Genomic DNA, 25,427 nt, shown 5'->3' on the forward strand with positions numbered 1-25,427 from the left:
GCGAATGGCGAATAGCGAATTGCGAGTAGGGAAGAACAGAGCCGCTCTTCGCTAATCACCATTCGCTACTCGCCACTCACTACTCGCTCTTGTCTTCCCTACAACCGCTCCACGATCGTCACATTCGCCATGCCGCCGCCTTCGCACATGGTCTGCAGGCCATAGCGCTTGCCGCGCTGGTGCAGGGCGTGGACCAGCGTGGTCATCAGCTTGGTGCCGGAGCCGCCGAGCGGATGGCCGAGCGCGATGGCACCGCCGTTGATGTTGAGACGCGCGGGATCCGCGCCAGTGGTCTTCAGCCAGCCGGTCGGCACTGAGGCGAAGGCCTCGTTGACTTCGAAGAGGTCGATGTCGTCGACCTTCATGCCGGCCTTCTCCAGCGCGCGCTTGGTGGCGTGCAGCGGCGCGTCGAGCATGATGACGGGATCGCCGCCGGTCATGGTCATGTGGTGGATGCGCGCGAGCGGCTTGACGCCGAGCTGCTTGAGGCCGCGCTCGTTCACAACCATCACGCCGGAAGCGCCGTCGCAGATCTGGCTGGCGCTGGCAGCGGTGAGCTTGCCGTTCTCGGCGATCAGCTTCACGCCCTTGATGCCGTCGAGAGTGACGTCGAAGCGGATACCCTCGTCGATGTGGTGGGTGTCCTTCGAGCCGTCGGCGCGGGTGATTTCGAGCGGCACGATCTCCTTCTTGAAGTGGCCGGCTTGGGTCGCCGCGATCGCGCGCTGATGGCTGTTGAAAGAGTACTCGTCGAGATCATCCTTCGACAGGCCGTACTTCTCAGCCATCATTTCGGCGCCGGTGAACTGGCTGAACACAATGTTGGGATACTTCGCCTCGATGCCAGGGCTCTTGTAATTGCCAAAGCCGTTCTTGGCCGGAAGCTGCGACGACAGGCCCATCGGCACGCGCGTCATCGATTCCACGCCCGCGGCGATCACGACGTCCATGGTGCCGGACATCACGGCTTGGGCTGCGAAGTGCAGCGCCTGCTGCGAGGAGCCGCACTGGCGGTCGATCGAGGTGCCGGGCACGCTCTCCGGCAGCTTCGAGGCCATGATCGCGTTGCGCGCGACGTTGTTGGACTGTTCGCCGACCTGCATCACGCAGCCCATGATCACGTCCTCGACCAGGGCGGGATCGACCTTGGTGCGATCGACCAGCTCGTCCAGTACCTTGGCGGCGAGATCGGCCGGATGCCAGCCGGCGAGGCGGCCCCCCTTGCGCCCGCCCGCGGTGCGCGCAGCGGCGACGATGTAAGCCTCGGCCATATCGGTCTCTCCCTGAATTCTTGATTGGGTTGGTTGTCGGGGACGGATTTAAGGGACGGGAGATCGTTTAGTCAATCGATCAATTAACTCTTGTGATGAGGCGCTGCTTGGGCTTAGCTGCGCCCCGCTTCGAGCGGCGAACAGGGATCTTCCGTGGCTACCAGCGTACCGAACAGGCTCCCCAGCGGGAAGAATTCCACCGCGGAGAAATTGCTCGTGGCCGCGAGCGAGCTGATGATCGAACGCTCCTCGATCGAGATCTCACTCTCCGACATCGCGCAGAAGTCGGGCGCTAATGCCGCGCTGGTCAAATACCACTTCGGCAACAAGGACGGCCTCTTGCTGGCGCTGCTCGCGCGCGACGCCGCGACCGAAATGTCCAACCTCGAATACCTCTTGGCGCAGCCGATCACGGCGACGGCCAAGCTGAAGTTGCATATCGGCGGCATCATCCGCGCCTATCACCGGTTCCCCTACATGAACCGGCTGATCCACTATCTGCTGCATGAAACCAGCGCTGGCTCGGCCGACGAAGTCTCGAAGTTCTTCGTGGCCCCGCTGCTGGACTTTCATCGCCGGCTGCTCGCCGACGGTGTCAGCCGCGGTGAGTTCCGGCAGACCGATCCAGTGCTGTTCTACACCAGCCTGATCGGCGCCTGCGATCACCTGTTCTTCGGCCGGCACGCGATGTCTCGCGCGACCGGCGTCGGCCCGGTCACAGACGACGTCTGCCGGCAATACATCAAGCACATGGAAACGCTGATCTGCGGCGGAATCCTCACGCAAGCCGAGGAAGCTGTCGCAGCCGGATGATCCGGCTGAACCTCTCAAGTCTAGAGAAGAAACGCCCAAGGAAAGGTACAAGCGATGCAGTTGAAAGACGTAGCCGTTCTCATCACCGGCGGTGGTTCGGGCCTCGGTGAGGCGACCGCCCGCGCCATGGCAGCCAAGGGCGCCAAGATCGGCGTGATCGACCAGAACAAGGACAATGCCGAGAAGGTCGCCGCCGAAGTGAAGGGCATCGCGCTCCACGCCGATGTCACCAGCGAAGAGCAGATCAAGGCGGCGATCGCCAGGGCGGAAGCCGCGCATGGCGTCGCGCGCGTGCTGATGAACTGCGCCGGCATCGGCGGCTCGCAGCGCATCGTCGGCCGCGACGGCGTCTATCCGCTGGAAAAGTTCGCGCGCATCATCAACGTCAATCTGATCGGCACCTTCAACTGCCTGCGGCTGTTCGCCGAGCGCCTCGTCACGATCGAGCCCGTCGGCGAAGAGCGCGGGGTCATCATCAACACGGCGTCGGTCGCCGCTTACGAAGGCCAGATCGGCCAGATTGCCTATTCGGCCTCGAAGGGCGGTGTCGTCGGCCTGACGCTGCCGGCTGCGCGCGATCTCGCCAGCCAGAAGATCCGCGTCAACACCATCGCGCCCGGTCTGTTCTTCACGCCGCTCCTGATGGGTTTGAACGAAGAGGCGCGCAAGAGCCTCGGTGCCCAGGTGCCGCATCCCTCGCGCCTCGGAGATGCCGCCGAATACGGTTCGCTCGCCGTGCACATGGTCGAGAACCCGATGCTGAACGGCGAGACCATTCGCCTCGACGGCGCGATTCGTATGGCGCCAAGGTAGGCGGTGCGCTCTTTCCTTCTCCCCTTGCGGGAGAAGGTGGCGCGAAGCGCCGGATGAGGGGTTCTCTCCGCGGGCTCGTACTGTGGAGGCAGGCCCCTCACCCGAGCGAAACTTGTGGCTACCGACGTGCATGCCCTCTCCCGCAAGGGGAGAGGGCGCAGCAATCGGCGCCGTGACCCGCGGCTAGCACGAGGCTCTCATGTCCCAACCGCTGCTGATCGAGCATGACGACGGCGTCGACCGGGTGACGCTGAACCGGCCCGAACATCTCAACGCGCTCGATCCCGCGCTGATCGACGCGCTCAACGTCTATTTCCAGGGCCTTCAGCGCAACCGCGACACGCGTGTCGTCGTGCTCAAGGGCGCCGGTAGGAATTTTTGCGCGGGGCTCGATCTCAAGGCGGCGATGGTGCGCCGTGCCGGGCAGCAGGAGCCACCCGGCGTCACGGAATCGCTGGATTCGCAGCGCCGCATTGCCGACATCGTAATGCTGATGCGCCGCTGCCCGCAGCCGATTCTCGCGCTGGTTCAGGGTGCGGCCGCCGGCGGCGGTTTTGCGCTGGCGCTGGCCTCAGACATCCGTATCGCGACGAGATCGGCGCGGATGAACTGCGCCTTCATCAAGCTCGGCCTCGGCGGTTGCGACATCGGCACCAGCTATTTCCTGCCACGCCTTGTCGGCGTCTCCGTCGCATCGGAACTGATCCTCACCGGACGCTTCATCGGCGCCGAGCGCGCACTCGCGGTTGGTCTCGTCTCAGAGGTCGTCGACGAGGACAAGCTCGATGATGCGGCCGCGCCTTTTATCGACGCCATGATGACTGCCTCCCCCGTGGGCCTGCGTCTATCCAAGGAATGCCTCAACATCAGCGTCGATGCGGGATCGCTGGAGGCTGCGATCGCAATGGAGGATCGCAACCAGGTCCTGTGCAGCCGTTCCGAGGAATTTTCGGAAGGCATCAGGGCCTTCCTTGAGAAGCGAAAGCCTGTCTATATCAAGCGCTGAACCAGAACGATCCGCAAAGGACGATAATTCCGGGAGACGCAAAATGAGTGGAAGCGCGGCGGCTGTGATGACGAAGCCCGCCTTTCGCAAGATCGAGTGGCTCGCACGCGACATCGACGTCGAGCGGCGCGCCGACGGCACGGTGGTGCTGAAGTCGCGCATTCCGCTGCAGGCCTACGAGAAGCACATTCCAGCTTCGCTGGCGAAGTGGGCGAAGGAAGCACCAGAACGCTTCTGGCTTGCCCAGCGCGGCGGCGCAAGCCGCGAATGGCGCAAGGTGTCCTATGGCGAAGCCAAGCGCACCGTTGATGCGCTGACGCAAGGCCTGCTCAATCTCGGACTCGGTGGTCGCCCCGTTGCGATCCTCTCCGGCAACTCGATCGAGCATGCGCTGATGACGCAGGCCGCGATGCAGGCACGCTCGCCCGCAGCGCCGGTGTCGCCGGCCTATTCCCTGATGAGCCACGATCACGTCAAGCTGAAGTACCTGTTTGACCTGATCAAGCCGGCCGTGGTGATGGTGCAGGACGGCCCGACCTTCGAGAAGGCCCTGAAGGCGCTCGATCTCACCGGCGTCACCGTCGTTCACGTCGCGCGACCCTGCGACGGCATCGAGAGCGTCAGCTTCGCCGAACTCGCCGCAACGCCTGTTACCGCCGATGTCGGCGCCTCCATCGCACAGATCACGCCGCAGACCGTCGGCAAGCTGCTGTTCACGTCCGGCTCGACCGGCATGCCAAAAGCCGTCATCAACACGCAGGAGATGATGTGCGCCAATGCGGCGATGATGATGCAGGTGCGGCCGCGTTCGCCCGATGGTCCTGTTGCGACCATGCTGGACTGGATGCCCTGGAATCATACCATGGGCGGCAATGCCGCGTTTCATCCGATCCTGGTCGATGGCGGCACGCTCTACATCGATGACGGCCGCCCGATGCCGGGCCAGTTCGAGGAGACGTTGCGAAATCTGCGCGAGATCTCGCCGACCTACTACGCCAATGTGCCGGCCGGCTATGCCGCGCTCGCAGCCGCCATGGAGAAGGACGATGCGCTCTGCCGCTCGTTCTTCAAGAACCTCTCGATCATGGCCTATGGCGGCGCGCGGTTGCCCGACGATCTCTACGACCGCATGCAGGCCCTCGCGGTGAAGTCGACCGGTGAGCGCATCGTGTTCTACACCGGCTGGGGCTCGACCGAGACCGCGCCGACCTCAACCGGCACTTATTGGGACACCGAGCGCGTCGGCCTGATCGGCCTGCCGTTCCCCGGCGTCGAGTTGAAGATGGTGCCGTGCGGCTCGAAATACGAATTGCGCCTGCGCGGCGTCAACGTCACGCCCGGCTATTTCGGCCAGCCTGATCTCACGAAGAAGATGTTCGACGAGGAAGGCTTTTACTGTATCGGCGATGCTGGCATCTTCGTCGACGATGGCGATCCGGTGAAGGGCATCATCTTCGCGGGACGCGTCGTCGAGGACTTCAAGCTCACCACCGGCACGTTCGTGCATGTCGGCTCGCTCCGCACCGATACCATCGCCGCTGCGACGCCCGTGGTGCACGACGCGCTGGTCGCGGGGCAGGACCGCCCGTTCATCGGCCTGCTGGCCTGGCCGAACCTGCACGCCTGTCGGCAGCTCGTCGGCAATCCCGATCTGAGCTTCGCGGACGCGGTGAAGCATCCCGAGGTGCTCGCCTGCTTCCGCCGCGGCCTGGAAGCGCACAACCGGGAATGCGAGGGCGCCAGCAGCCGCATCATCGCGCGCGCGATGCTGATGGTCGAGCCGCCTTCGATCGACGGCAACGAGCTCACCGACAAGGGCTACATCAACCAGCGTGCCGGCCTCGAGCGCCGCGCCGCGCTGGTGGAGCGGCTCTATGCGGATCAGCCGGATGAGGACGTGATCGTGCTGCGATGAACACCGCGGGACGGGTAGAGCGTAGCGAAACCCGTCGCCTTTCGTCAGACAAATGATGGGTTTCGCTTCGCTCCACCCATCCTACAGAACAGCAATAACAGGATAGCCCGCCATGAATTTTGATTTCTCCGACGATCAGAAACAGCTCCGCGACCAGGCGCGCAAATTCCTCACCGAAAAATGCTCGCCCAAGGCGGTGCGTGTCGTGCTCGACGGCAAGGCACCGTATGACAAGGAGCTCTGGAAAGGCCTCGCCGAGATGGGTTTTCTCGGCGTCGCGATCCCTGAAGAGTTCGGGGGCGCGGGTGCCGGTCATCTCGAGCTCTGTGTGATTGCAGAGGAAATGGGCCGCGCCAATGCGCCGGTGCCGTTCTCCTCGACCGTTTATCTTGCCGCCGAAGCGCTGCTGATCGCGGGCAGCGACGCCCAGAAGAAGAAATGGCTGCCGGCGATCGCCTCGGGCGAGGCGATCGGCACGCTGGCGCTGTTCGAGGGCAAGGGCAATCCATCGCCGAAGAACGTCAAGCTGATGGCTGCGAACGGCGTGCTCAACGGTGTCAAGAAGCCGGTCGCTGACGGCGCCATCGCCGATTTCGCGGTGGTCGCGGCGCGCAACGGTTCGAGCGGTCGCGATAGCGACATTTCGCTGTTCCTGGTCGATCTTAGGGCGGGTGGCGTCGAGGTGAAAAGTCTCAGCAATCTCGATCCGACCCGCGGGCAGGCCGAGATCACTTTCAGGGATTGCAAGGCCGAGCCGCTCGGCGCGACAGGCGAAGGCTGGAGCATCCTCACCCAGGTGCTCGACCGCGCCGCGGTGCTGTGCGCGTTCGAGCAAGTCGGCGGTTCCGACCGTGCGCTGGAAATGGGCCGGGACTACGCGCTCGACCGCATCGCCTTCGGCCGCCAGATCGGCTCGTTCCAGGCGGTCAAGCACATGCTCGCTGATATGTATGTCTCGGCGACGCTGGCGCGCTCCAACAGCTATTACGGCGCCTGGGCGCTCTCGACCAACGCGGCCGAATTGCCGGAGGCGGCGGCCGCCGCGCGCATCAGCGCGACGCAGGCGTTCCAGCATTGCGCCAAGAACAACATCCAGGTTCACGGCGGCATGGGCTTCACCTGGGAGTTCGACTGCCACATGTACTACCGCCGCGCCAATGCCATGGCGCTCGTCCTCGGCAGCCTGTCCTATTGGGAGGACCAGTTGATCGACCGCATGCGCAAGAAGAACGCAGCGTAAGCATTGGTGATTTGTAGGATGGGTAGAGCGTAGCGAAACCCATCATGACGCGAGTGGTCTAGAAGATGGGTTTCGCTTCGCTCTACCCATCCTACGCCGCCGCCGAAGGATGATGAGACCATGAACTTCGACGACACCCCGCAGGAAGCCGAATTCCGCGCCACCGCACGCGCCTGGATCGGTGCCAACGCGCCGAAGCAGTATGAAGAGGAGCTGCGCAAATCCTCGCTCGGCCGCACCGTGCTCAAGAACGCCAATATTCTGGAAGTCGCAAAGGCCTGGCAGAAGAAGAAGGCCGACGCCGGCTGGGCCTGCCTGCACTGGCCGAAGGAATATGGCGGCCGCGGATCGTCGCCGATCGAGCGCGTAATCTGGCAGCAGGAAGAGGGGCCGTTCGGCCAGCTGTCCCGCATGTTCATCATCGGCCACGGCATGTGCGGGCCGACCATGATGGCCTTCGCGCGCGAGGAGCATAAGCGCACCTATCTGCCGCCGCTCGCTTCCGGTGAGAAGGTCTGGTGCCAGCTGTTCTCCGAGCCCGCCGGTGGCTCGGACGTCGCAGGGCTTCGCACGCGCGCCGAGAAGGATGGCGACGACTGGGTCATCAACGGCCAGAAGATCTGGACGTCGGGCGCGCATTATTCCGACTACGGCATTTTGCTCACCCGCACCGACCCAACTGTGCCCAAGCACAAAGGCCTCACCATGTTCTTCCTGGACATGAAGAGCCCCGGCGTCGAGGTGCGGCCGATCAAGCAGGCCAGCGGGGCCTCGGATTTCAACGAGGTCTATTTCACCAATGTCCGCATTCCCGACCATCAGCGGCTCGGTGAGGTCGGTGACGGCTGGAATGTCTCGCTGACTACGCTAATGAACGAGCGCAGCGCGATCGGCGCCGGCGTCTCGACCGGCTTCCCTGAATTGTTCGAGTATTGCTCCAGCCTGATGCTCGACGACGGTCCGGCGATCGAGGATCGCGCGGTGCGCTCGAAGCTCGCCAATTGGGCGGTGAAGACGAGCGGGCTGAAATACACCAGCATGCGTGCGATCTCGGCGCTGTCGAAGGGTGAGCGGCCGGGGCCGGAGAACTCCATTGGCAAGCTGGTCGCAGGCTCGATGATCCAGGACGTCGCCACCTATGCGCTCGACCTGCAGGGCGCGAGCGGCGTGGTCAGCGGCGAGGATGCCGAGCTGGCCGGCCGTTTCCAGGCGATGCTGCTGCGCGCGCCAGGCACGCGCGTCGAGGGCGGCACCGACGAGATCATGCGCAACATCATCGCCGAGCGGGTGCTGGGCCTGCCCGGCGATATCAGGGTCGACAAGGACGTGCCGTTCAACAAGATCCCGACGAAGGGAAGAGGTTAGAATTGTAGGGTGGGCAAAGGCGCGGAACGCGCCGTGCCCACCGATTCAGTCGAGAACGAAGTAAGGTGGTGGGCACGCTTCGCTTTGCCCACCCTACGCACCGTGCAAGGATTGTGAGGTCCGCCATGAATTTCGACGACACTCCGCAGGAAGCCGCATTCCGCGAGACCGCGCGGAAATGGGTTGAGGCCAATGCGCCAAAGGAGCTCGAGGCCGAGCTGTCAAAATCCTCGCTCGGCCGCATCCGGCTCGCCCAGCACGACATCGTCGATGTCGGCAAGGCCTGGCAGAAGAAGAAGGCCGAAGGCGGCTGGGCCTGCCTGCACTGGCCTCGGGAATATGGCGGACGCGGCGCCACGCCGATCGAGCGCGTGATCTGGCAGCAGGAGGAGGGCGTCTACGGCAAGCTGACGCAGCCGTTCCAGATCGGCGAGGGCATGTGCGGCCCAACGGTGATGGCCTTCGGCAGCGAGGATGCCAAGCGCCGGTATTTGCCGAAGCTCGCCGCGGGCGAGGAGATCTGGTGCCAGCTGTTCTCCGAACCGTCGGCCGGCTCCGATGTTGCGGGATTGCGCACCCGCGCGGAGAAGAAGGGCGACAATTGGGTCGTCAACGGCCAGAAGATCTGGACCTCGGGCGCGCATTATTCCGACTATGGCCTGCTGATCGCGCGCACCGACCCGAACGTGCCCAAGCACAAGGGCCTCACCATGTTCTTCCTGGACATGAAGAGCCCGGGCGTCGAGGTCCGTCCGATCAGGCAGGCCAACGGCATGCAGGAGTTCAACGAAGTCTATTTCACCGACGTGGTGATTCCCGACAGCCAGCGGCTCGGCGCCGTCGGCGAGGGCTGGAGCGTCTCGCTGACCACGCTGATGAACGAGCGCATGTCGATCGGCTCGCGCCTTGCGACCGGCGTGCCTGAGATGTTCGAGTTCTGCTCCAATCTGATGCTGGAGGACGGGCTCGCCATCGACGACCCCGCCGTGCGCTCAAAACTCGCGAGCTGGGCGGCGAAGTCGAGCGGGCTGAAATACACCAGCTACCGCACCATCTCGGCTCTTTCGAAGGGCGAGCGGCCGGGTCCGGAGAACTCGATCGGCAAGCTGGTGTCGGGCATGATGCTCCAGGACATCGCGACCTATGCCATGGATCTCCAGGGTGCGGCCGGTGTTCTCACAGGCAGCGACGAGGAGACCGTGCAGGGCCAATTCCAGCAGATGCTGTTATCCTCGCCCTCGATGCGCATCGCCGGCGGCACCGACGAAATCCTGCGCAACATCATCGCCGAGCGCGTGCTGGGTCTGCCCGGCGACATCCGCGTCGACAAGGACGTGCCGTACAACAAGATCCCGACAAAGGGGCGGTGATCTCACCTCTCGCTGTATCTCGTAGGGTGGGCAAAGCGAAGCGTGCCCACCATATGCAGATGCTCCGGGGTAAGTCTGTCGGTGGGCACGGCGCTACGCGCCTTTGCCCACCCTACGAAGAGCGCGAGCTGATCCATGGACGCTAAAGTCAACCAGAACGACCGCATCGGCGTGCTCGAAGAGCTCCTCAACGAGCGCTATTCGGTGCGCGCCTTCCTGCCCAAAGAGGTCGACCGCACCACCATCCAGCATGTGCTGACCACCGCGCAGCGCACGGCCTCATGGTGCAACAGCCAGCCCTGGCAAGTCGTCATCGCCAGCGGCGCTGCCAAGGAGCGCTTTCGCCAGGCGATCTACAAGGAGGCCTCGGGCGGTCTCGGCGACGATTACGACTTCACGCCGCCGCGCGAATATGTCGGCGTCTATCTGGAGCGCCGCCGCGAAAGCGGTTTTCAGCTCTACAACACGCTCGGCATCGCCCGCGGTGACAGAAGCGCCTACGCCACGCAGGCGCTAGAGAACTACAATTTCTTCGGCGCGCCGCATGTCGCGATCATCCACACCAATGAGCCGCTCGGCATTTACGGCGCGATCGACTGCGGCGCCTATGTCTCCAACTTCATGCTGGCCGCGCAGGCGCTCGGGCTCGGCACGATTCCGCAGGCCGCGCTCGCGCGGCATTCCGGCCTGATCCGCCGCCACTTCAACCTGCCCGACGATCGCCGCGTCGTCTGCGGCATCTCGTTCGGCTATGCCGACGACGCCCACAAGGTCAACAGCTACCGCACCTCGCGTGCGAGCGTGGCTGATACCGTGACCTTCGCAGACGAGTGATCGCTCGGCGCAGCCCCGCGTCACACGCGCGCGAAGACGGCCGTGGAAACGGCCGCCTTCGTTTGTCTCGGTCGATTGGCCGTCAGCCGCCGCTGCCGCCGATCACGGCCCGCACGGTCTCGTCAGGCCCAAAATCCTCGGCACCGTCGACATAGAGCAGCGCGGCGAGCTTCGAGCGGGCGCGGTTGACGCGGCTCTTGATCGTACCGACCGCGCAGCCGCAGATCGAGGCCGCATCCTCGTAGGAGAAGCCCGAGGCGCCGACCAGGATCAACGCTTCACGCTGGTCCTGCGGAAGCTTGTCGAGCGCCGTGCGAAACTCCTCGAACTCTAGATGCGCGTTCTGCGACGGCTGTGTTTTCAGCGTCTTGGCGTAGTTGCCTTCGGCATCCTCGACCTCGCGCCGCCGCTTGCGATAGTCGGAGCGGAACAGGTTGCGCAGGATCGTAAACAGCCACGCCGGCAGGTTGGAGCCGGGCTGGAACGAGTCGATGTTGGCGAGCGCGCGGAGCAGCGTCTCCTGGACCAAATCGTCGGCGCGGTCCGCATTGCCGCTGAGTGAAATGGCGAACGCGCGCAGACTGGGCACGGCCGCCAGGATGTCATTACGCAGGGAGTCCGTGAGAGGCATTAATCCCTCCCATTGTTGTTGTCGTTGGATCCGCCCTCATCGCCCAATTGGGGTGTCGCTCCCGGCGCATCAAGCTTCTTGATCAGTTCTGCGAACCGATCTGGAACCCCTTGTCGTACGACATCATCATACATGGCGCGCAACTGATGCCCGATCCGGGATTGGATTTCCGGAGTGAGGCCTCCCTTGCCGGGGGTCGTGCTTCTGCTGGCTTGAGACTTGAGATCTTTCATGACCTGTTCCACGTTTCCCCGAGTTAAGTTACTGTAAGTTCGAGAGGTTTTCTCAACCGGGAGCCGTTCCCTGGTTAGGCACAATTCCAGGTTCGAGAAAAAGTTCCCGCCCGAACGGAACTTTTCTCAGGTTGAGGCGTAATCAGCCCAGCAGGGGAACCCGGGCCCCCCGGCGTGACGCCTGACCTCAGGATTGGACCTCAAGGCCGGCCCGAATACGAATGGAGTGGGGATGTCCCGTTCACAGCTTGTTGCTGAACACTTGCCGTTGTTGCGCCGGTACGCACGCGCCCTGACAGGCAGCCAGGCCTCCGGTGACGCCTACGTCGCAGCCATGTTGGAAGCCATGCTGGGAGATCCGGCGGTGCTCGACGAGAGCCATGGGCCGCGCGCCGGCCTGTTCCGGCTGTTCACCCAGATCTGGAATTCGGTCTCCGTCAACGACGATTCGGAGGTGACGACGCTGCCGATGCCGCCAGAGCGGCGTCTGTCGAACATCACACCGCTGCCGCGGCAGGCCTTCCTGCTGCTCTCGCTGGAGGGATTTTCGGAAGAGGAAGTCGGCTACATCCTCAGCACCGACGTCGGCGAGACGCGGCGCCTTGCGGACGCCGCAGGCCGCGAGATGGCGGCCGAGATCGCGACCGACGTGCTGATCATCGAGGACGAGACCTTCATCGCCATGGACCTCGAGAGCCTGGTGAAGAATCTCGGTCACAACGTCGTCGGCGTCGCGCGCACCCACGCAGATGCGGTGGCGTTGGCCAAGAACAAGCGGCCGGGCCTGATCCTCGCCGATATCCAGCTCGCGGACGGCTCGTCGGGCCTGGACGCCGTCAACGAGTTGCTGCGTACCTTCGAGGTGCCGGTGGTGTTCATCACCGCCTATCCGGAGCGCTTCCTCACCGGCGAGCGCCCCGAGCCGGCGTTCCTGATCTCAAAACCGTTCCAGCCCGCGATGGTGTCGGCGGTGGCGAGCCAGGCGCTGTTCTTCCAGCGCAACTCGCGCAACCGGACGCCGAAGGCGCCGGCGGCGTAAGCTTGCGGGCCTGACGTTTTGCGAATGCGATCCGATCCGGCGTGCTGCAGGGCACGCCGGATCTTTTATGGCCGTCAGCCGGCTTGACGGATATCGAATTCGCCGCTCAAACCTCGTGCATCGCCCCCAATCGGAGACGTGCACATGGACCAGCAACTCCTCGACCGCCTCGCCATTCGCGACCTCGTCGAGAACTGGGCGGTGTGGCGCGACGCCGGCGACTGGGAGCGCTTTGCCACGGTCTGGCATGACGAAGGCTGGATGTCCGCGACCTGGTTTCAGGGGCCGGCGCGGGATTTCATGCGCGTCAGCCAGGAGGGCTTTGCCAGGGGCGTTCGCATCCTGCATTTCCTCGGCGGCAGCAGCATCGACCTCGCAGGCGAGCGGGCCATCGCACAGACCAAGATGACGATCTCGCAGCGCGCCCCGGTGCACGACGTGCTCTGCGACGTCGTCTGCACCGGGCGCTTCTATGATTTCCTGGAGAAGCGGCAGGGAAGATGGGGCATCGTCCGCCGCCAGCCGATCTACGAAAAGGACCGGATCGACCCGGTCGATCCCGCCGCGACGCTCCGTCTCGACCAGAAGGCGCTTGCCGCGCTGCCCGAAGGCTACCGCCACCTCGCCTATATGCAGGAACTGATCGGCTACAAGGTCAAGCGCGACATGCCAGGCCTGATCGGCGCCGAAGTGGAGAAGCTGTATGGCGAGGGACGGACATGGCTGGCAGGGAAGGTCTCTTGACGTCTCGAGCGATAGCAGGGCGCCGTTACGTTTACGGCCACGGGCGTCCCTTCGCCGGCAAACTCACAACGCAGCCGCTTCGTGCAGGGATGGCGCGAAACGGAGTTGCGCGATCCGTTCCAGACCTGCGAGCGTGACGCGGTAGTCGCCGATCTCGATCCGGCGGCCAACGTCTTGTGCCACCATCGGTCCATCACATAGGCTGCGACGGCAAGGCGGCTGCGTGAAGCGGCTGGCGATATTTTCTCTGAGGATTTTCTTCTGCACTTCCAGCCCGATGCCACGAACGAGGGTGAGGGCGGTCTGGCTTTTCTCGGCCTGTAATCTCGATCACATATTTTAGGATGTGTTTCGTGCATGATGGTTGTCTTGACGCGACCTGTTTTGAAGGTCGGATCGAATTGATGCCGCGGCACATTCTGCAGCCGTCGCATATGAGAATTGTGAGCTATCGAATTGCTGCAGCCGGCATTGCCGGTTGCCCTTGCAGCCTGGGAGGGGCGGATGCCCAAGACCAAGCAACAACATTTGGACAGCACGAACGGACCAAAGCGGATACTGGCTCTCGATGGGGGTGGGATACGCGGCATCCTCACCCTCGAATATCTTGAAGTCATGGAGCGGGAGTTCAGGAGACGATTCAACAATCCGAAATTCCTGCTCTGCGACTATTTCGATCTCATCGGGGGCACATCGACGGGGTCGATCATCGCGGCCGGTCTGGCTTGTGGATTGACGGTGGAGCAGCTCAAGAAGCTCTACACCGGGATCGGGACGGATGTTTTCCAGGCCGAGTTCTGGAGGCTCGGGCTGTTGGCGCCAAAGTTCAAATCTGAACCACTTCAAGATGCGCTCGATGAGCAACTCGGGGCAGATACAACGCTCGACAGCGAGCGCATCCGCACCGGCTTGATGATCATGACGAAGCGCCTCGACACCGGCAGCCCCTGGCCGCTGCACAACCATCCCGCCGCTCGATATGCCGCGCAGGACGGCAAGTTGCATTTGACCAAGGTGGTCCGGGCGAGCACGGCAGCACCGACCTATTTCAAGCCTCAGGAAATCGACATCTCCTCGCGTGAGGGAAAAATCGTCGCCGGCGCGTTCGTCGACGGCGGTGTGAGCCCTTTCAATGACCCGTCGTTGCAACTGCTGATGCTGGCCGCGCTCGATGGCCATGGTTTTCGCTGGCCAACCGGCAGAGACAAGCTGTTGCTGATCTCGATCGGAACGGGCACGTTCAAGAAGACTTACACGACGGAACAGATCACGGGCATGGCCGCGGCCGAGCAGGGCCTGCGATCGCTGCAATCCCTCATGGATGATTGCGGGCGCGTCAATCAGACGATGCTGCAATGGCTGACGAGCTGCCTGACGCCATCGGCGATCGACAGCGCCGTGGGGGATATGAAGCTGGACAGCCAGAGAGGCCCGCAACTGGCCACCTATGCGCGCTATAACGTGCTCCTGGAGCCCGGCTGGCTGAAGACCACGGTCAAGCTCGACCTTTCGCCGGAAGCTGTCACGAAGATCGCGGCGATGGATGATCCCAACAATCTCGCGGACCTTGCCGACATCGGGCAGCTTGCCGCGAAGGAGCAGGTTAAGCCGGAACACTTTCCGCCCTGCTTCGATGTGAGCTGACCCAGCGACGGCCGGTGCCCAGGCGTAGCTTCTGATCCAGATCCGAGGATGTCAGTCATGGAAGTCACGCGCGCTTTCATCGTTCGTCCCTTCGGCACGCAGGACGGCATCGATTTCGATCGGGTGGAAGGGGATCTTATCGCACCTGCGCTCAAGGCGGCCGGAATTGAAGGCCGCACCACGCTCGAGATCACACGGCAGGGCAACATTCGGGAGGATATGTTCAGGCTGCTGGTGCTCTCCGATCTGGTGATCGCCGACCTCTCCATCCACAACGCCAACGTATTCTACGAGCTTGGTATCCGGCACGGTTTGCGCGATCGGCACACGCTGCTGATGCGCGCCAAGGGTACGCAGGACAAGTATCCCTTCGATCTTCAGACCGATCGATATGGTCAATACGATCCGGCGGACCCCGCCGCCGCGCTCCCTGGCTTTCTCGAGTCGCTCAGGGCGACGCTTGCCGACACCAACAAGGACAGCCCGGTCTTCAAGTTGCTCCCTCGTCTGACGCCGCACGACCGGGCCGCGCTCATGGTCGTGCCGTTCGATTTCCAGGAAGAGGTCGAGATCGCGCAAAAGGCGGGTCGCGCCGGCGACCTGCGGCTGCTCGCTCAGGAGGTCCGTGGTTTCGAATGGGGGAGCGCGGGATTGCGGATTGTTGGCGATGCGCAATTTCGGATCAAGGCCTTCGCCGGAGCCAAGGAGACGTTCGAACTGCTTCGGGGCCTGGACAGCAACGATCTTCAGGCCAATTACCGCCTGGGCACGATCTATCAGAAGCTGGCGGCCAGGGCCCTTGGTCCCGATTCAAAGCTCGACTGCATCACGCGTTCGGAACAGGCGATCAATCGGGTCCTCGCCCGCACGATGCCGCCGAATGATCGCGATGAGACGCCCAAGGAATCGGCGGAGCGGCGGTTTCACCGCGCCGAAGGACATTCACTGCTGGGAAGCAACGCCAAGACGCGATGGATTGACGACTGGCAGACCGCGGCCTCACCCAACGCGCAACGTGAGGCGGCCCTCCGCTCGCCACATCTTTCCTCCGCCATCCAGCATTATCTCGATGGCTTCGCCGAAGATCTGGACAGCTTCTATGCGGGGATCAACGCGCTTGCGATGCTGACGATCCAGATCAGTCTCGCCAAGGCGCTTCCCGACGTCTGGGCTGATAGTTTCGATGACGGGGACGCGGCGATCATCGCTCTCAAGGCCAGCGAACGTCGTGCCGGTCGTCTCGCTGCGGCGTTACACCTGGCCGTCGGCAACGATGACAAGGTGGTACGGAAGGGCGAGAAATTCGATGTCTGGAAGGAAATCAGCCGTGCGGACCTGTCGTTCCTCACGGCCGAGAAGCCGGCACAAGCCGGGACCGCCTATCGAAGAGGCCTGGCAAATGCGGGCCCGTTCGAAATCGATGCGGCGCGGCGCAATCTCCTGCAGTTTCGCGAGCTCGGGGTGCTTTCGGCAAACGCCGAAGCCGCGCTGAGGGAGATGAACCAGGCTGCGCCGGATAAACCCGTGGCGTTGCCCGTGCGGGTCATCCTTTTCACGGGCCATATGCTGGACACGCCCCGCCGGGACAAGAACGACCCGCGTTTTCCCAACACACCCGAGGCCGTGGCCACGGCGCGCACGATGATCGAAAAAGCGGTCAAGGCGGAGATGAACGAGAATGGTGGCGTTGCTTTCGGCATCGCAGGCGGCGCTTGCGGCGGCGACATCCTGTTCCACGAGGTCTGCAACGCGCTCAACGTCCCCACGCAGCTTTTGCTGGCGTTGCCGGAGGCCCAGTTCCAGGCCGAATCGGTCAATCACGGAGGGGTCGATTGGGTGATGCGATACCAGCAACTCTGCCAACGCGTGACGCCTCGCGTGCTTGCCGAATCCAAGGATTTGCCGCGCTGGCTTTCCGGCAAGAAGGGCTACGATATCTGGCAGCGGAATAATCTCTGGATGATGTTCAACGCCCTGGCCACGCAAGCGCGCTACCTGACGCTGATCGCGCTCTACAATCGCGAGAAGGATCCCGAGGGCCCCGGGGGCACGGCGCATCTCGCGAATGTCGCGGCGGACTGGGGATTCAAGACGGTCGAACTCGACGCGCGGCAATTGCTGAAGGCCGGCGGTACGTAAGTCGAAGCCAGGCTTCCGTCCTTGCGGTCGAGGTGGGGGGCGGTGGGTACAAAAAAAGTAAGGCGCGACTGGCATCACCACAGTCGCGCCCTACGTCGCCGGCTTATGGGGCAGGGGGGAATAGCCGGCTGTTGAGACGACTCCTGTCTGCGCGAGTCGTTCCACGCCCTACGAAATATTTTGCGCACGCTGCAGCATTTATCGCACACGGTTAAGTGATCGTAACGGCCAAGAACCCCCGGTCCTCCGCCCGCGTTGTTCCCGCGATCGCCATGGGGCGAGGGATCGACAGCCATGTCACAGATTCATAAGGTATTTTTGAGCGCCGTCGCGGTTGCCGCAACGCTCGGCGCGGTGCAATTGGCCTCCGGCCACGATCTGGCCGACCGCTGGCAGGCGGTCGCCGATATACCCAGCCACAGCTCAAACTACGCGCCAAGCCATAACGTCAATCGTACCGGCAAGGCCGACCGCCTGGCCGAGATCAAGCCGGCGCCCGTTCCCACCCGGACCGTGGCGATGCGGCTGAACGACCTCGCCGACACCTCGGTGCTGCTGCGAGTCCCCGCCGTGATTGAGACCGGCAATGCCAAGCCGCCGGTGCTGCTCCAGAACCAGAAGAAGGTCCGCAGCAAGCCGACGATCGCCTGCGAGCCGATGGTCAGCTCCCTGACCGAGGTCGCAAAGCTGCTCCAGCCCGGCCGCTGCGTGACCTGATCTGCAGGGGGACGACGGACAAATAGTCATCCCGGTGGGAGGACTATCTTTCACATCCACTTGATCCGATATCCCGTCGCGTTATATCCCGGGTTTCTTCCCCTTCGTTTTGACCGGGTAAACGCATGACGACGTCAGACACGGCTGCGCATACGCAGCCCTTCCAGGCTGAAGTTTCCGAACTTTTGCACCTCATGGTGCACTCCGTCTATTCCGAGACCGACATCTTCCTGCGCGAGCTCGTCTCCAACGCGTCGGATGCCTGCGACAAGTTGCGCTACGAGGCGATCGCGAGCCCGGCGCTGCTGGGCGAGGGCGATGCGCTCAAGATCCGCATCAGTCCCGACAAGCAGGCCACGACGCTCACGATCGCCGACAACGGCATCGGCATGGAGCGGCAGGAGCTGATCGATCATCTCGGCACCATCGCGCGCTCCGGCACCAAGGCGTTCGTGTCGAAGCTGAAGGAGGCCAAGGACGGCCTCGGCTTGATCGGCCAGTTCGGCGTCGGCTTCTATTCCGCCTTCATGGTCGCCGAGAAGATCGTCGTGATCAGCCGCCGCGCCGGCGAGAGCGACGTCTGGACCTGGACATCCTCCGGCGGCTCCGGCTTCGAGATTGCCCGTGCCAGTGACGAGGAGGCGGCGCGCCTGACGCGCGGCACCGCGATCGTTCTGCACCTGAAAGACGATGCCAAGAAATATCTCGAGACCTACGAGATCGAGCGCATCGTCGGTGCCTATTCCGACAATATTCTGTTTCCCATCGAGCTCGTGCCGGAAGAGGGCGAGCCGCGTCAGATCAATTCGGCGAGCGCGCTGTGGCAGCGCTCGAAATCCGAGCTGACCGCGGACGACTACAAGAAGGCCTATCAGCAGATCGCGTCCGCCTTCGACGATCCCGCGATGACGCTGCACTACCGCGCCGAAGGCCGCTACTCCTACGCCGTGCTGCTGTTCGCGCCCTCGACCAAGCCGTTCGACCTGTTCGAGCCGAACCGCAAGGGCCGGGTCAAGCTTTACGTCCGCCGCGTCTTCATCACCGACGACGCCGATCTGTTGCCGGGCTACCTCCGCTTCATCCGCGGCGTCGTCGACAGCGAGGATCTGCCGCTCAACATCTCCCGCGAGATGCTCCAGAACAATCCGCAGCTCGCGCAGATCCGCAAAGCGGTGGCGACCCGGGCTGTGTCCGAGCTCGAAGGCCTCGCGGAGAAGGATGCGGAGAATTTTGCCAAGATCTGGGACGCGTTCGGTGCGGTGCTCAAGGAAGGCATCTACGAAGACTTCGAGCGGCGCGAAAAGCTGCTGGCGCTGTCGCACTTCACCACGACGTCGGGCGAGAAACGGTCATTGAAGCAGGTGATCGCCGACTTCAAGCCGAACCAGACCGAAATCTACTATCTCGTCGGCGACAGCATCGAGCGGCTGAAGTCCAATCCGCGGCTCGAGGCCGCGACCGCACGCGGCATCGAGGTGCTGCTGCTGTCCGATCCTGTCGACGCCTTCTGGACCTCGATGCCGTCGGAGTTCGAGGGTAAGCCGCTGAAGTCGCTGAGCCAGGGCGATCTCAATCTCGACCTGATTCCGCGCGTCGACGACAAGGACGAGGCGAAGAAGGAGGAGCCCGAAGCCGACGAGGCCGCCACCATCGCGGTGATCAAGGCCGCGCTGGGCGAGCGCGTCAGCGACGTCAAGGCTTCGACGCGCCTCACCAGCTCGGCCTCCTGCCTCGTCGCCGACAGCCAGGGCCCGAGCCGTGAGCTGGAGCGAATCCTGGCGCAGCAAAATCGCGGCATGAAGACCAAGCCGATCCTGGAGATCAATCTGCGCCATCCGATGGTAGGCGCGATCACCAAGGCTCAGGCCGGCTCCAAGGTGGTCGATGATCTAAGCCTGCTCCTGCTCGAACAGGCGCAGATCTTGGACGGCGAATTGCCGGAAGATCCTGCGGCGTTTGCGGCGAGGCTGAACCGTCTGGTGTTGCAGGGGCTCGGCGCATAGCGCCGCAGCCCGCTGCGCTCACCTTGCCGTCATCTGTCCCTAGGAACAGTCGCAACCGGCCTGGTGTTATGCCATAGGAGGCCGTCGGCATCAGACCCCCGACGCCGTCGATTCGAGGATGTGTCCATGCGCCTGTCGATCTTGACCTTCACCGCGATTGCGACGCTGTTCGTCGCGGCAGATGCCAGCGCCCAAACCTATGATCCGCGCTACCCGGTGTGCATGCACGTTTACACGCCCGGCGGTGGCTTCGGCGGTGGTGGCGGCGACTATTTCGACTGCTCTTTCACCTCGCTGCCGCAGTGCCGCGCGACCGCGTCGGGTCGCTCGGCGAGCTGCGACCTCAACCCCTACTACGCCTTCGACCAGCCGCCGCCGCGCCGGCGCCACAAGAAGGTGCAATAGCGATCCGCGGCGCAGCGTAAAGGATACTGCTCATGCGCTTCTCGTTCGGCCTGATCATGACTGCCGGCGCACTGCTCACGGCCGCGCCGTCGCATGCGCAGACCTTTGATCCGCGTTACCCCGTCTGCATGCACGTTTATTCAGGTGCGAACGGGGGAGGCGGGGAGTGGTACGACTGCTCCTTCACCTCGTTGCCGCAGTGCCGCGCCACGGCTTACGGTCGCTCCGCGATCTGCGATCTCAATCCGTATTATCCGTTCAATGCAGCGCCGCCGCGCTTCCGTCACAGGCAAACCGGCTAGCGCGGGTCGGCGCGGCACTCCTGCTTCCGTGCAGTGCTGCCGCCGCTCCTCCCGATCCCCGACGATTCCACCACCTTGCGCCAGAGATTTTCGCGCACGATCCCTTGAACAGGTAAGGGATGACTAGCGTTAATCGCGCGCTAACCGTGTTTTACCCCACCTCTTAACACCTGGGCAGGGCGCGCGAGCTAAGCTTAGGGAACCAGCATACACGTTCCGAAAGAATGAGCGGCATGACGACCGGTGTCATCGAGCAACCGAAAACCGCGCGCACGCCTTCGGCTTCAAAGATCTGGCTGAAGGCCATCGAGCTCACCGCCCGCATCGAGACGTTGCCGGGACGTCTGTTCGCAGACGTCATCGACGATTGGGCACAGCGCCAGCCCGACCGTGTCGCGCTGGTCACCGATGACACAAGTCTCGACTATTTGGGTCTGTCGAAGCGCGTCAATCGCTACGCGCGCTGGGCGCGCTCGATCGGCGTGGCCAAGGGTGATACCGTCGCGTTGATCATGCCGAACGGCATCGACTATGTCGCGGCATGGCTCGGCATCAGCCGGGTCGGCGGGGTGGTCGCGCTCCTCAACACCAAGCTGGTCGGGCCCTCGCTCGCGCATTGCATCGACGTCGCCAAGCCCAGGCATATCATCGTGGCGCACGAGCTGACGGGGATATTTGAGAGTTCAACGCCGCATCTGAAGACCCAGGCCAAGGTCTGGACGCATGGCGATGCCCGCAGCGATCGCGCTATCGATGTCGCGCTTGCCGTGCTGGACGACGCTGCTCTTTCGCCGGACGAGCGTGGCGAGGTGTCGATCAACGATCGGGCCCTGCTGATCTATACCTCGGGCACTACGGGCCTGCCGAAAGCCGCCAGCATCAGCCATCGCCGCATTCTCAATTGGGGTTTCTGGTTCGCCGGCCTCACCGGCGCGACCCCGCAAGATCGGCTCTATGACTGCCTGCCGCTGTTCCACTCGGTCGGCGGTATCGTCGCGCCGTGCAGCATGCTTGCTGCCGGCGGCTCGGTGCTGATCGCGGAGAAATTCTCTGCCTCGCATTTCTGGCCCGACATCGTCCGTCACGACTGCACGCTGTTTCAATATATCGGCGAGCTCTGCCGTTATCTGCTCAAGGCACCGCCGTCGGAGTACGAGAACCGGCATCGTCTCCGCCTCGTCTGCGGCAACGGCCTGCGCGGCGACATCTGGGACGACTTTCAGGCGCGTTTTGCCATTCCCCGGATCCTCGAATTCTATGCGGCGACGGAAGGCAATTTCTCGCTGTTCAACGTCGAGGGCCAGCGAGGGGCGATTGGTCGCATCCCGCCGCTGCTCGCGCATCGCTTCCCTGCCAATCTCGTCAAGCTCGACCCCGACAGCGGCATGCCGCTGCGCAACGAAGAGGGATTTTGCCTCGCCTGCGCCCGCGGCGAGGCCGGCGAAGCCATCGGCCGCATCGGCACCGCCGATGAGGGCGGCGGCCGCTTCGAGGGCTACACCGATGCCGGCGAGACCGAGAAGAAGATTCTTCGCGATGTCTTTGCCAGGGGCGACGCCTGGTTCCGCACCGGCGATCTGATGCGGATCGACGACAAGGGCTTCTTCCATTTCGTCGATCGCATCGGGGACACTTTTCGCTGGAAAGGCGAGAACGTAGCGACCTCGGAGGTGAGCGACGCAATGCGAGACTTCACCGGCGTGGTCGATGCGACCACCTACGGCGTCAGCATTTCCGGCACTGACGGCCGCGCCGGCATGAGCGCGATCGTCGTCAACGAGGGTTTTGACATTGCGGCGTTGCCCGCACATCTCGCGCAGCGCCTGCCGGCCTATGCATGCCCGGTCTTCATCCGCATCTCCTGCGAGATCGATGCGACCGAGACGTTCAAGCAGAAGAAGGGCGATCTCGCGCGGGAAGGCTTCGATCCAGCCGCGATCTCCGATCCGTTGTTCATGGCAGACCCGAAATCCGGGGCCTATGTGGAGTTGGATGCGGAGGCCTATGCGCGGATCTTGGACGACTCGATCAGGTTGTAGATCCCGCCAAAATCCGCAGATAGGTCCAATTTTATCTGAATTGTCCAAGAAGGCATTTACTTCTGTCGGGTAAACAAGCGGCCATGGGGAGGCGGCCAGCAAGAGCCGCCGCAACACCAACGATAACAAAGCGAGCCAGCCATGTCGGTAAGGTCTAAGGTCATTGAGGCGATCCAGCAGATCGCCAAGGAGCAGCACGTCACGCTTCCCGCTCTTTCGGACGATCTGTCCCTGCACGAGACGGGCTTCGACTCGCTCGCCTTCGCCATTCTGGTCGCACGCCTCGAAGACGACACCGGCGTCGACCCCTTCACCATTTCCGAGGACGCAGCGTTTCCCGCCACGGTGGGCGATTTCGTGCGGGCCTACGAAAATGTCCCCGCGTGAGATCTTCGCGCTTCGCGACCATCTCGGCGCGGAGCTGACCGGCCGTACGGTGTCCGATGCGCACGATGTCGTGTCGCTGACCGACATCCTGTCGCACACGGTTCTGGGCGGCCGCTTGCGCGAGCTGTCGGGCCGCTCCGTGCTGCTCAAATTGTCCGACCAGCTTCGCTCCGGCCTTGCGATGATCGAGCTCGACGGCATCGCCCGTCGCATGCTGCTGTGTCCGCCCGACCTCAATCCGGCACATCTCGAAGCGCTGATCGCGGATGCCGCGATTGACGCCGTCGTCACCGACGAACCCGATCGCTGGGCCAATTCGGGCGTATCGCTCGTCGTCACCGCACAATTGCCGCTTGAAGCCACCGCGCCGGCCAAGTCCGAACGCGCCACGGAATGGCTGATGCTCACCTCGGGCACGTCGGGCGTGCCGAAAATCGCGGGCCATACACTGGAAGCGCTCACCGGTGCGATCGTCGCCGAAGGTCCTGCCCGTGGCCCGGCGCCGGTCTGGGCGACCTTCTACGACATCCGCCGCTACGGCGGCCTGCAGATCTTCCTTCGCGCCATCCTCTCCGGCGGCTCGATGGTGTTGTCGGACCCGCATGAGGCGCTCGGTGATCACGTCGCGCGGCTGAAGGCGCGTGGCGTTTCGCACATCTCCGGCACGCCTTCGCATTGGCGCAAGCTCCTGATGAGCGGTTCGGCCACGCAATTCGCCCCTCGCTACGTCCGTCTCTCCGGCGAGATCGCCGACCAGGCGGTGCTCGACGGCCTGAAAGCGGCGTTCCCCAATTCTTCCGTCGGCCATGCCTATGCCTCGACCGAGGCCGGCGTCGGCTTCGCCGTGAATGACGGGCTGGAAGGCTTTCCGGCCGACTATCTCGGCAATCGCAACGGCGTCGAGATGAAGGTGGTCGACGGCTCGCTCCGTATCCGTTCGACGCGCACGGCGCATGCCTATATCGGCCGCAATGCCGCCGCGCTCACCGATGACGATGGGTTTGTCGACAGCGGCGACATCGTGGAGCTGCGCGGCGAGCGCTACTATTTCGTTGGCCGCCGCGGCGGCATCATCAATATCGGTGGGCTGAAGGTCCACCCCGAAGAGATCGAGGCGGTGATCAACCGCCATCCCGACGTACGGATGTCGCGGGCCAAGTCGCGGAAGAGCCCGATCACCGGCGGCATCGTGGTTGCCGACGTGATCCTCGCGGACGGCGCCGATCCCGCGCGTGCGAAAGAGATCCGCGACCAGATCCTGGATCGGTGCCGCGCGCAGCTTGCCTCGCACAAGGTGCCGGCGGTGATCCGCTTCGTCGAGGCGCTCGATGTCACCCCGGCCGGAAAATTGGCGCGAACCGATGCATAATAACGTTCTCGTCACTGGCGGCAGTCGCGGCATTGGTCTTTCGATCGGCAGACGCCTCGCTGGCGCCGGCTACAACGTGATTGCGGCGGCGCGGCGTGAGAGCGAAGAGCTCAAGGCTGCGATTGCCGGGTCCGACGGGCGCCTGCATTTCCGCGCCTGCGACCTCGCCGTGATCGACGCCATTCCGGCCTTTGCAAAACTGGTGCGCGACGAATTCGGCCCGGTCTACGGCCTCGTCAACAATGCCGGCCTCGGCACCGAAGGCCTGCTCGCCACCATGCATAATTCCGAGATCGAGGCGCTGGTGCAGCTCAACGTGCTGTCGCCGATCATTCTCACCAAATATGTGGCGCGGCAGATGATGGCGGACGGCGCCGGCCGCATCATCAACATCTCCTCGATCATTGCGACGACCGGCTATAACGGCCTGTCCGTCTATGGCGCGACCAAGGCCGCCGCCACCGGCTTCACCCGCTCGCTGGCGCGCGAGGTCGGCAAGGTCGGCATCACCGTGAACGCGATCGCGCCGGGCTTCATCGACACCGAGCTCACGCACGATCTTTCCGACGAGGGGCGCAAGCGCATCGCCGGCCGCAGCGCGCTGCGCCGCCTGCCGGAGACGGACGACGTCGCACGGATGGTGGAATATTTGCTCGGCGAGGGCGGCCGCAATGTCACCGGGACCGTGTTCACTGTCGATGCCGGGAATACGGCATAAGCGGAACCCTGCGATCATAACTGCGTTGATCCGGCACAATGACATCCAGCCGGATTTGGTCGTAAGATGCCCCGCAATCGATTGGGTTACGTCAATCGATCTGCCCTAATCGAAGGGGAGCAGTCGATGGCCGCTTCAAACATGCCCGCTTCGAGTCAGGGCCGCACCGAGCCGTCGCGCGACAAGCCGGACGACGTCCGCTGCCCTCCGATGTCTCATCAAAATTCCGGCGCTCACGGTCACGAGATGTATCCGCAGCAATTCGTGCGTCTGGTCGGTTGCCACGACGTCCCTGTCTCCGTGCTGCGCAAGCGCCAGGACGAGAAGCTGCACTAGTTGCTTTTCACAGTGATTTTGACCGGTTGGGTTGAGGCGGTCAGATTAACTCCGGTAGAGCTTTGGGATCAACGAGGAGTTCGATACTGCGAGC

At 63.5% G+C, this 25,427-nt stretch carries 25 protein-coding genes; 21 read left to right on the forward strand and 4 right to left on the reverse strand.

Features of this window, described 5'->3' with window-relative positions:
* Positions 1 to 98: 98 nt before the first annotated feature.
* The gene (locus tag IVA81_RS36290) at positions 99 to 1,271 is read right to left on the reverse strand and encodes an acetyl-CoA C-acetyltransferase (protein WP_212079869.1); all 1,173 of its coding nucleotides are present in this window, start codon (positions 1,269 to 1,271) and stop codon (positions 99 to 101) included.
* A 210-nt stretch (positions 1,272 to 1,481) separates the two neighbouring features.
* On the opposite strand from IVA81_RS36290, the gene IVA81_RS36295 reads away from it, so the two are divergent.
* From IVA81_RS36295 to IVA81_RS36330, 8 genes are all read left to right on the forward strand, one after another.
* Positions 1,482 to 2,084 carry a TetR family transcriptional regulator gene (locus tag IVA81_RS36295; protein WP_247327203.1) on the forward strand — a complete coding sequence of 201 codons (603 nt, stop codon included), beginning with the start codon at positions 1,482 to 1,484 and terminating at the stop codon, positions 2,082 to 2,084.
* A 54-nt stretch (positions 2,085 to 2,138) separates the two neighbouring features.
* Positions 2,139 to 2,897: an SDR family NAD(P)-dependent oxidoreductase gene (locus tag IVA81_RS36300; RefSeq protein ID WP_247327172.1), complete on the forward strand. Its 759-nt coding sequence runs from the start codon at positions 2,139 to 2,141 to the stop codon at positions 2,895 to 2,897.
* 199 nt (positions 2,898 to 3,096) lie between these two features.
* Positions 3,097 to 3,903 (forward strand): enoyl-CoA hydratase-related protein, encoded by an 807-nt coding sequence (locus IVA81_RS36305; RefSeq protein ID WP_247327174.1) that lies wholly within the window; start codon positions 3,097 to 3,099, stop codon positions 3,901 to 3,903.
* A 43-nt stretch (positions 3,904 to 3,946) separates the two neighbouring features.
* Positions 3,947 to 5,818 (forward strand): AMP-binding protein, encoded by a 1,872-nt coding sequence (locus IVA81_RS36310; protein ID WP_247327176.1) that lies wholly within the window; start codon positions 3,947 to 3,949, stop codon positions 5,816 to 5,818.
* A 112-nt stretch (positions 5,819 to 5,930) separates the two neighbouring features.
* Positions 5,931 to 7,058 (forward strand): acyl-CoA dehydrogenase family protein, encoded by a 1,128-nt coding sequence (locus IVA81_RS36315; protein WP_247327178.1) that lies wholly within the window; start codon positions 5,931 to 5,933, stop codon positions 7,056 to 7,058.
* A gap of 120 nt (positions 7,059 to 7,178) precedes the next feature.
* Positions 7,179 to 8,423, forward strand: coding sequence for an acyl-CoA dehydrogenase (locus IVA81_RS36320; protein WP_247327179.1), 1,245 nt, complete (start codon positions 7,179 to 7,181; stop codon positions 8,421 to 8,423).
* 125 nt (positions 8,424 to 8,548) lie between these two features.
* Positions 8,549 to 9,793, forward strand: coding sequence for an acyl-CoA dehydrogenase (locus tag IVA81_RS36325; RefSeq protein WP_247327180.1), 1,245 nt, complete (start codon positions 8,549 to 8,551; stop codon positions 9,791 to 9,793).
* A 135-nt stretch (positions 9,794 to 9,928) separates the two neighbouring features.
* Positions 9,929 to 10,627, forward strand: a complete 699-nt coding sequence (locus IVA81_RS36330) for a nitroreductase (protein ID WP_247327181.1) — start codon at positions 9,929 to 9,931, stop codon at positions 10,625 to 10,627.
* Between the two features lie 82 nt (positions 10,628 to 10,709).
* Here the strand turns inward: IVA81_RS36330 and IVA81_RS36335 are convergent, their stop codons facing one another.
* The gene (locus IVA81_RS36335; RefSeq protein ID WP_018316216.1) at positions 10,710 to 11,258 is read right to left on the reverse strand and encodes a sigma-70 family RNA polymerase sigma factor; all 549 of its coding nucleotides are present in this window, start codon (positions 11,256 to 11,258) and stop codon (positions 10,710 to 10,712) included.
* Entirely contained in the window at positions 11,258 to 11,491 is a 234-nt protein-coding gene (locus IVA81_RS36340) for a NepR family anti-sigma factor (protein WP_063197653.1), read from the reverse strand. The genes IVA81_RS36335 and IVA81_RS36340 overlap by 1 nt, the downstream gene beginning before the upstream one ends.
* A 232-nt stretch (positions 11,492 to 11,723) precedes the next feature.
* On the opposite strand from IVA81_RS36340, the gene IVA81_RS36345 reads away from it, so the two are divergent.
* Positions 11,724 to 12,530, forward strand: a complete 807-nt coding sequence (locus IVA81_RS36345; protein WP_247327182.1) for a response regulator — start codon at positions 11,724 to 11,726, stop codon at positions 12,528 to 12,530.
* A gap of 144 nt (positions 12,531 to 12,674) precedes the next feature.
* Positions 12,675 to 13,274: a nuclear transport factor 2 family protein gene (locus IVA81_RS36350; protein WP_247327183.1), complete on the forward strand. Its 600-nt coding sequence runs from the start codon at positions 12,675 to 12,677 to the stop codon at positions 13,272 to 13,274.
* A gap of 63 nt (positions 13,275 to 13,337) precedes the next feature.
* Here IVA81_RS36350 and IVA81_RS36355 read toward each other — a convergent pair whose 3' ends face one another.
* Positions 13,338 to 13,541 (reverse strand): hypothetical protein, encoded by a 204-nt coding sequence (locus tag IVA81_RS36355; protein WP_247327184.1) that lies wholly within the window; start codon positions 13,539 to 13,541, stop codon positions 13,338 to 13,340.
* 237 nt (positions 13,542 to 13,778) lie between these two features.
* Between IVA81_RS36355 and IVA81_RS36360 the strand changes: the two genes are divergently transcribed.
* The 11 genes from IVA81_RS36360 to IVA81_RS36410 all read left to right on the forward strand — a co-directional run bounded on the left by IVA81_RS36360 (position 13,779) and on the right by IVA81_RS36410 (position 25,333).
* Positions 13,779 to 14,918, forward strand: coding sequence for a patatin-like phospholipase family protein (locus IVA81_RS36360; RefSeq protein WP_247327185.1), 1,140 nt, complete (start codon positions 13,779 to 13,781; stop codon positions 14,916 to 14,918).
* 219 nt (positions 14,919 to 15,137) lie between these two features.
* Positions 15,138 to 17,057: a tetratricopeptide repeat-containing protein gene (locus IVA81_RS36365; RefSeq protein WP_247327186.1), complete on the forward strand. Its 1,920-nt coding sequence runs from the start codon at positions 15,138 to 15,140 to the stop codon at positions 17,055 to 17,057.
* Between the two features lie 294 nt (positions 17,058 to 17,351).
* On the forward strand, positions 17,352 to 17,774 hold the full coding sequence (locus IVA81_RS36370) for a hypothetical protein (protein ID WP_247327189.1): 423 nt from the start codon (positions 17,352 to 17,354) through the stop codon (positions 17,772 to 17,774).
* 125 nt (positions 17,775 to 17,899) lie between these two features.
* Positions 17,900 to 19,777: a molecular chaperone HtpG gene (htpG, locus tag IVA81_RS36375; RefSeq protein WP_247327191.1), complete on the forward strand. Its 1,878-nt coding sequence runs from the start codon at positions 17,900 to 17,902 to the stop codon at positions 19,775 to 19,777.
* Positions 19,778 to 19,903: 126 nt separating this feature from the next.
* Positions 19,904 to 20,182, forward strand: coding sequence for a DUF3551 domain-containing protein (locus IVA81_RS36380; protein WP_247327195.1), 279 nt, complete (start codon positions 19,904 to 19,906; stop codon positions 20,180 to 20,182).
* 32 nt (positions 20,183 to 20,214) lie between these two features.
* Positions 20,215 to 20,484, forward strand: coding sequence for a DUF3551 domain-containing protein (locus IVA81_RS36385; protein ID WP_247327197.1), 270 nt, complete (start codon positions 20,215 to 20,217; stop codon positions 20,482 to 20,484).
* Between the two features lie 224 nt (positions 20,485 to 20,708).
* On the forward strand, positions 20,709 to 22,523 hold the full coding sequence (locus tag IVA81_RS36390) for a long-chain-acyl-CoA synthetase (protein WP_247327198.1): 1,815 nt from the start codon (positions 20,709 to 20,711) through the stop codon (positions 22,521 to 22,523).
* Positions 22,524 to 22,664: 141 nt separating this feature from the next.
* A complete protein-coding gene (locus tag IVA81_RS36395) occupies positions 22,665 to 22,910 on the forward strand; it encodes an acyl carrier protein (RefSeq protein WP_246919009.1) in 246 nt (81 codons plus the stop codon).
* Entirely contained in the window at positions 22,897 to 24,279 is a 1,383-nt protein-coding gene (locus tag IVA81_RS36400) for a fatty acid--CoA ligase family protein (RefSeq protein WP_247327199.1), read from the forward strand. Before IVA81_RS36395 ends, IVA81_RS36400 begins: the two co-directional genes overlap by 14 nt.
* Positions 24,272 to 24,997 carry an SDR family NAD(P)-dependent oxidoreductase gene (locus IVA81_RS36405; RefSeq protein ID WP_247327200.1) on the forward strand — a complete coding sequence of 242 codons (726 nt, stop codon included), beginning with the start codon at positions 24,272 to 24,274 and terminating at the stop codon, positions 24,995 to 24,997. Before IVA81_RS36400 ends, IVA81_RS36405 begins: the two co-directional genes overlap by 8 nt.
* Positions 24,998 to 25,123: 126 nt before the next feature.
* Positions 25,124 to 25,333, forward strand: a complete 210-nt coding sequence (locus IVA81_RS36410) for a hypothetical protein (RefSeq protein WP_247327201.1) — start codon at positions 25,124 to 25,126, stop codon at positions 25,331 to 25,333.
* Positions 25,334 to 25,427: the final 94 nt, after the last annotated feature.

This window comes from Bradyrhizobium sp. 141 (assembly GCF_023074055.1).
Classification (GTDB): domain Bacteria; phylum Pseudomonadota; class Alphaproteobacteria; order Rhizobiales; family Xanthobacteraceae; genus Bradyrhizobium.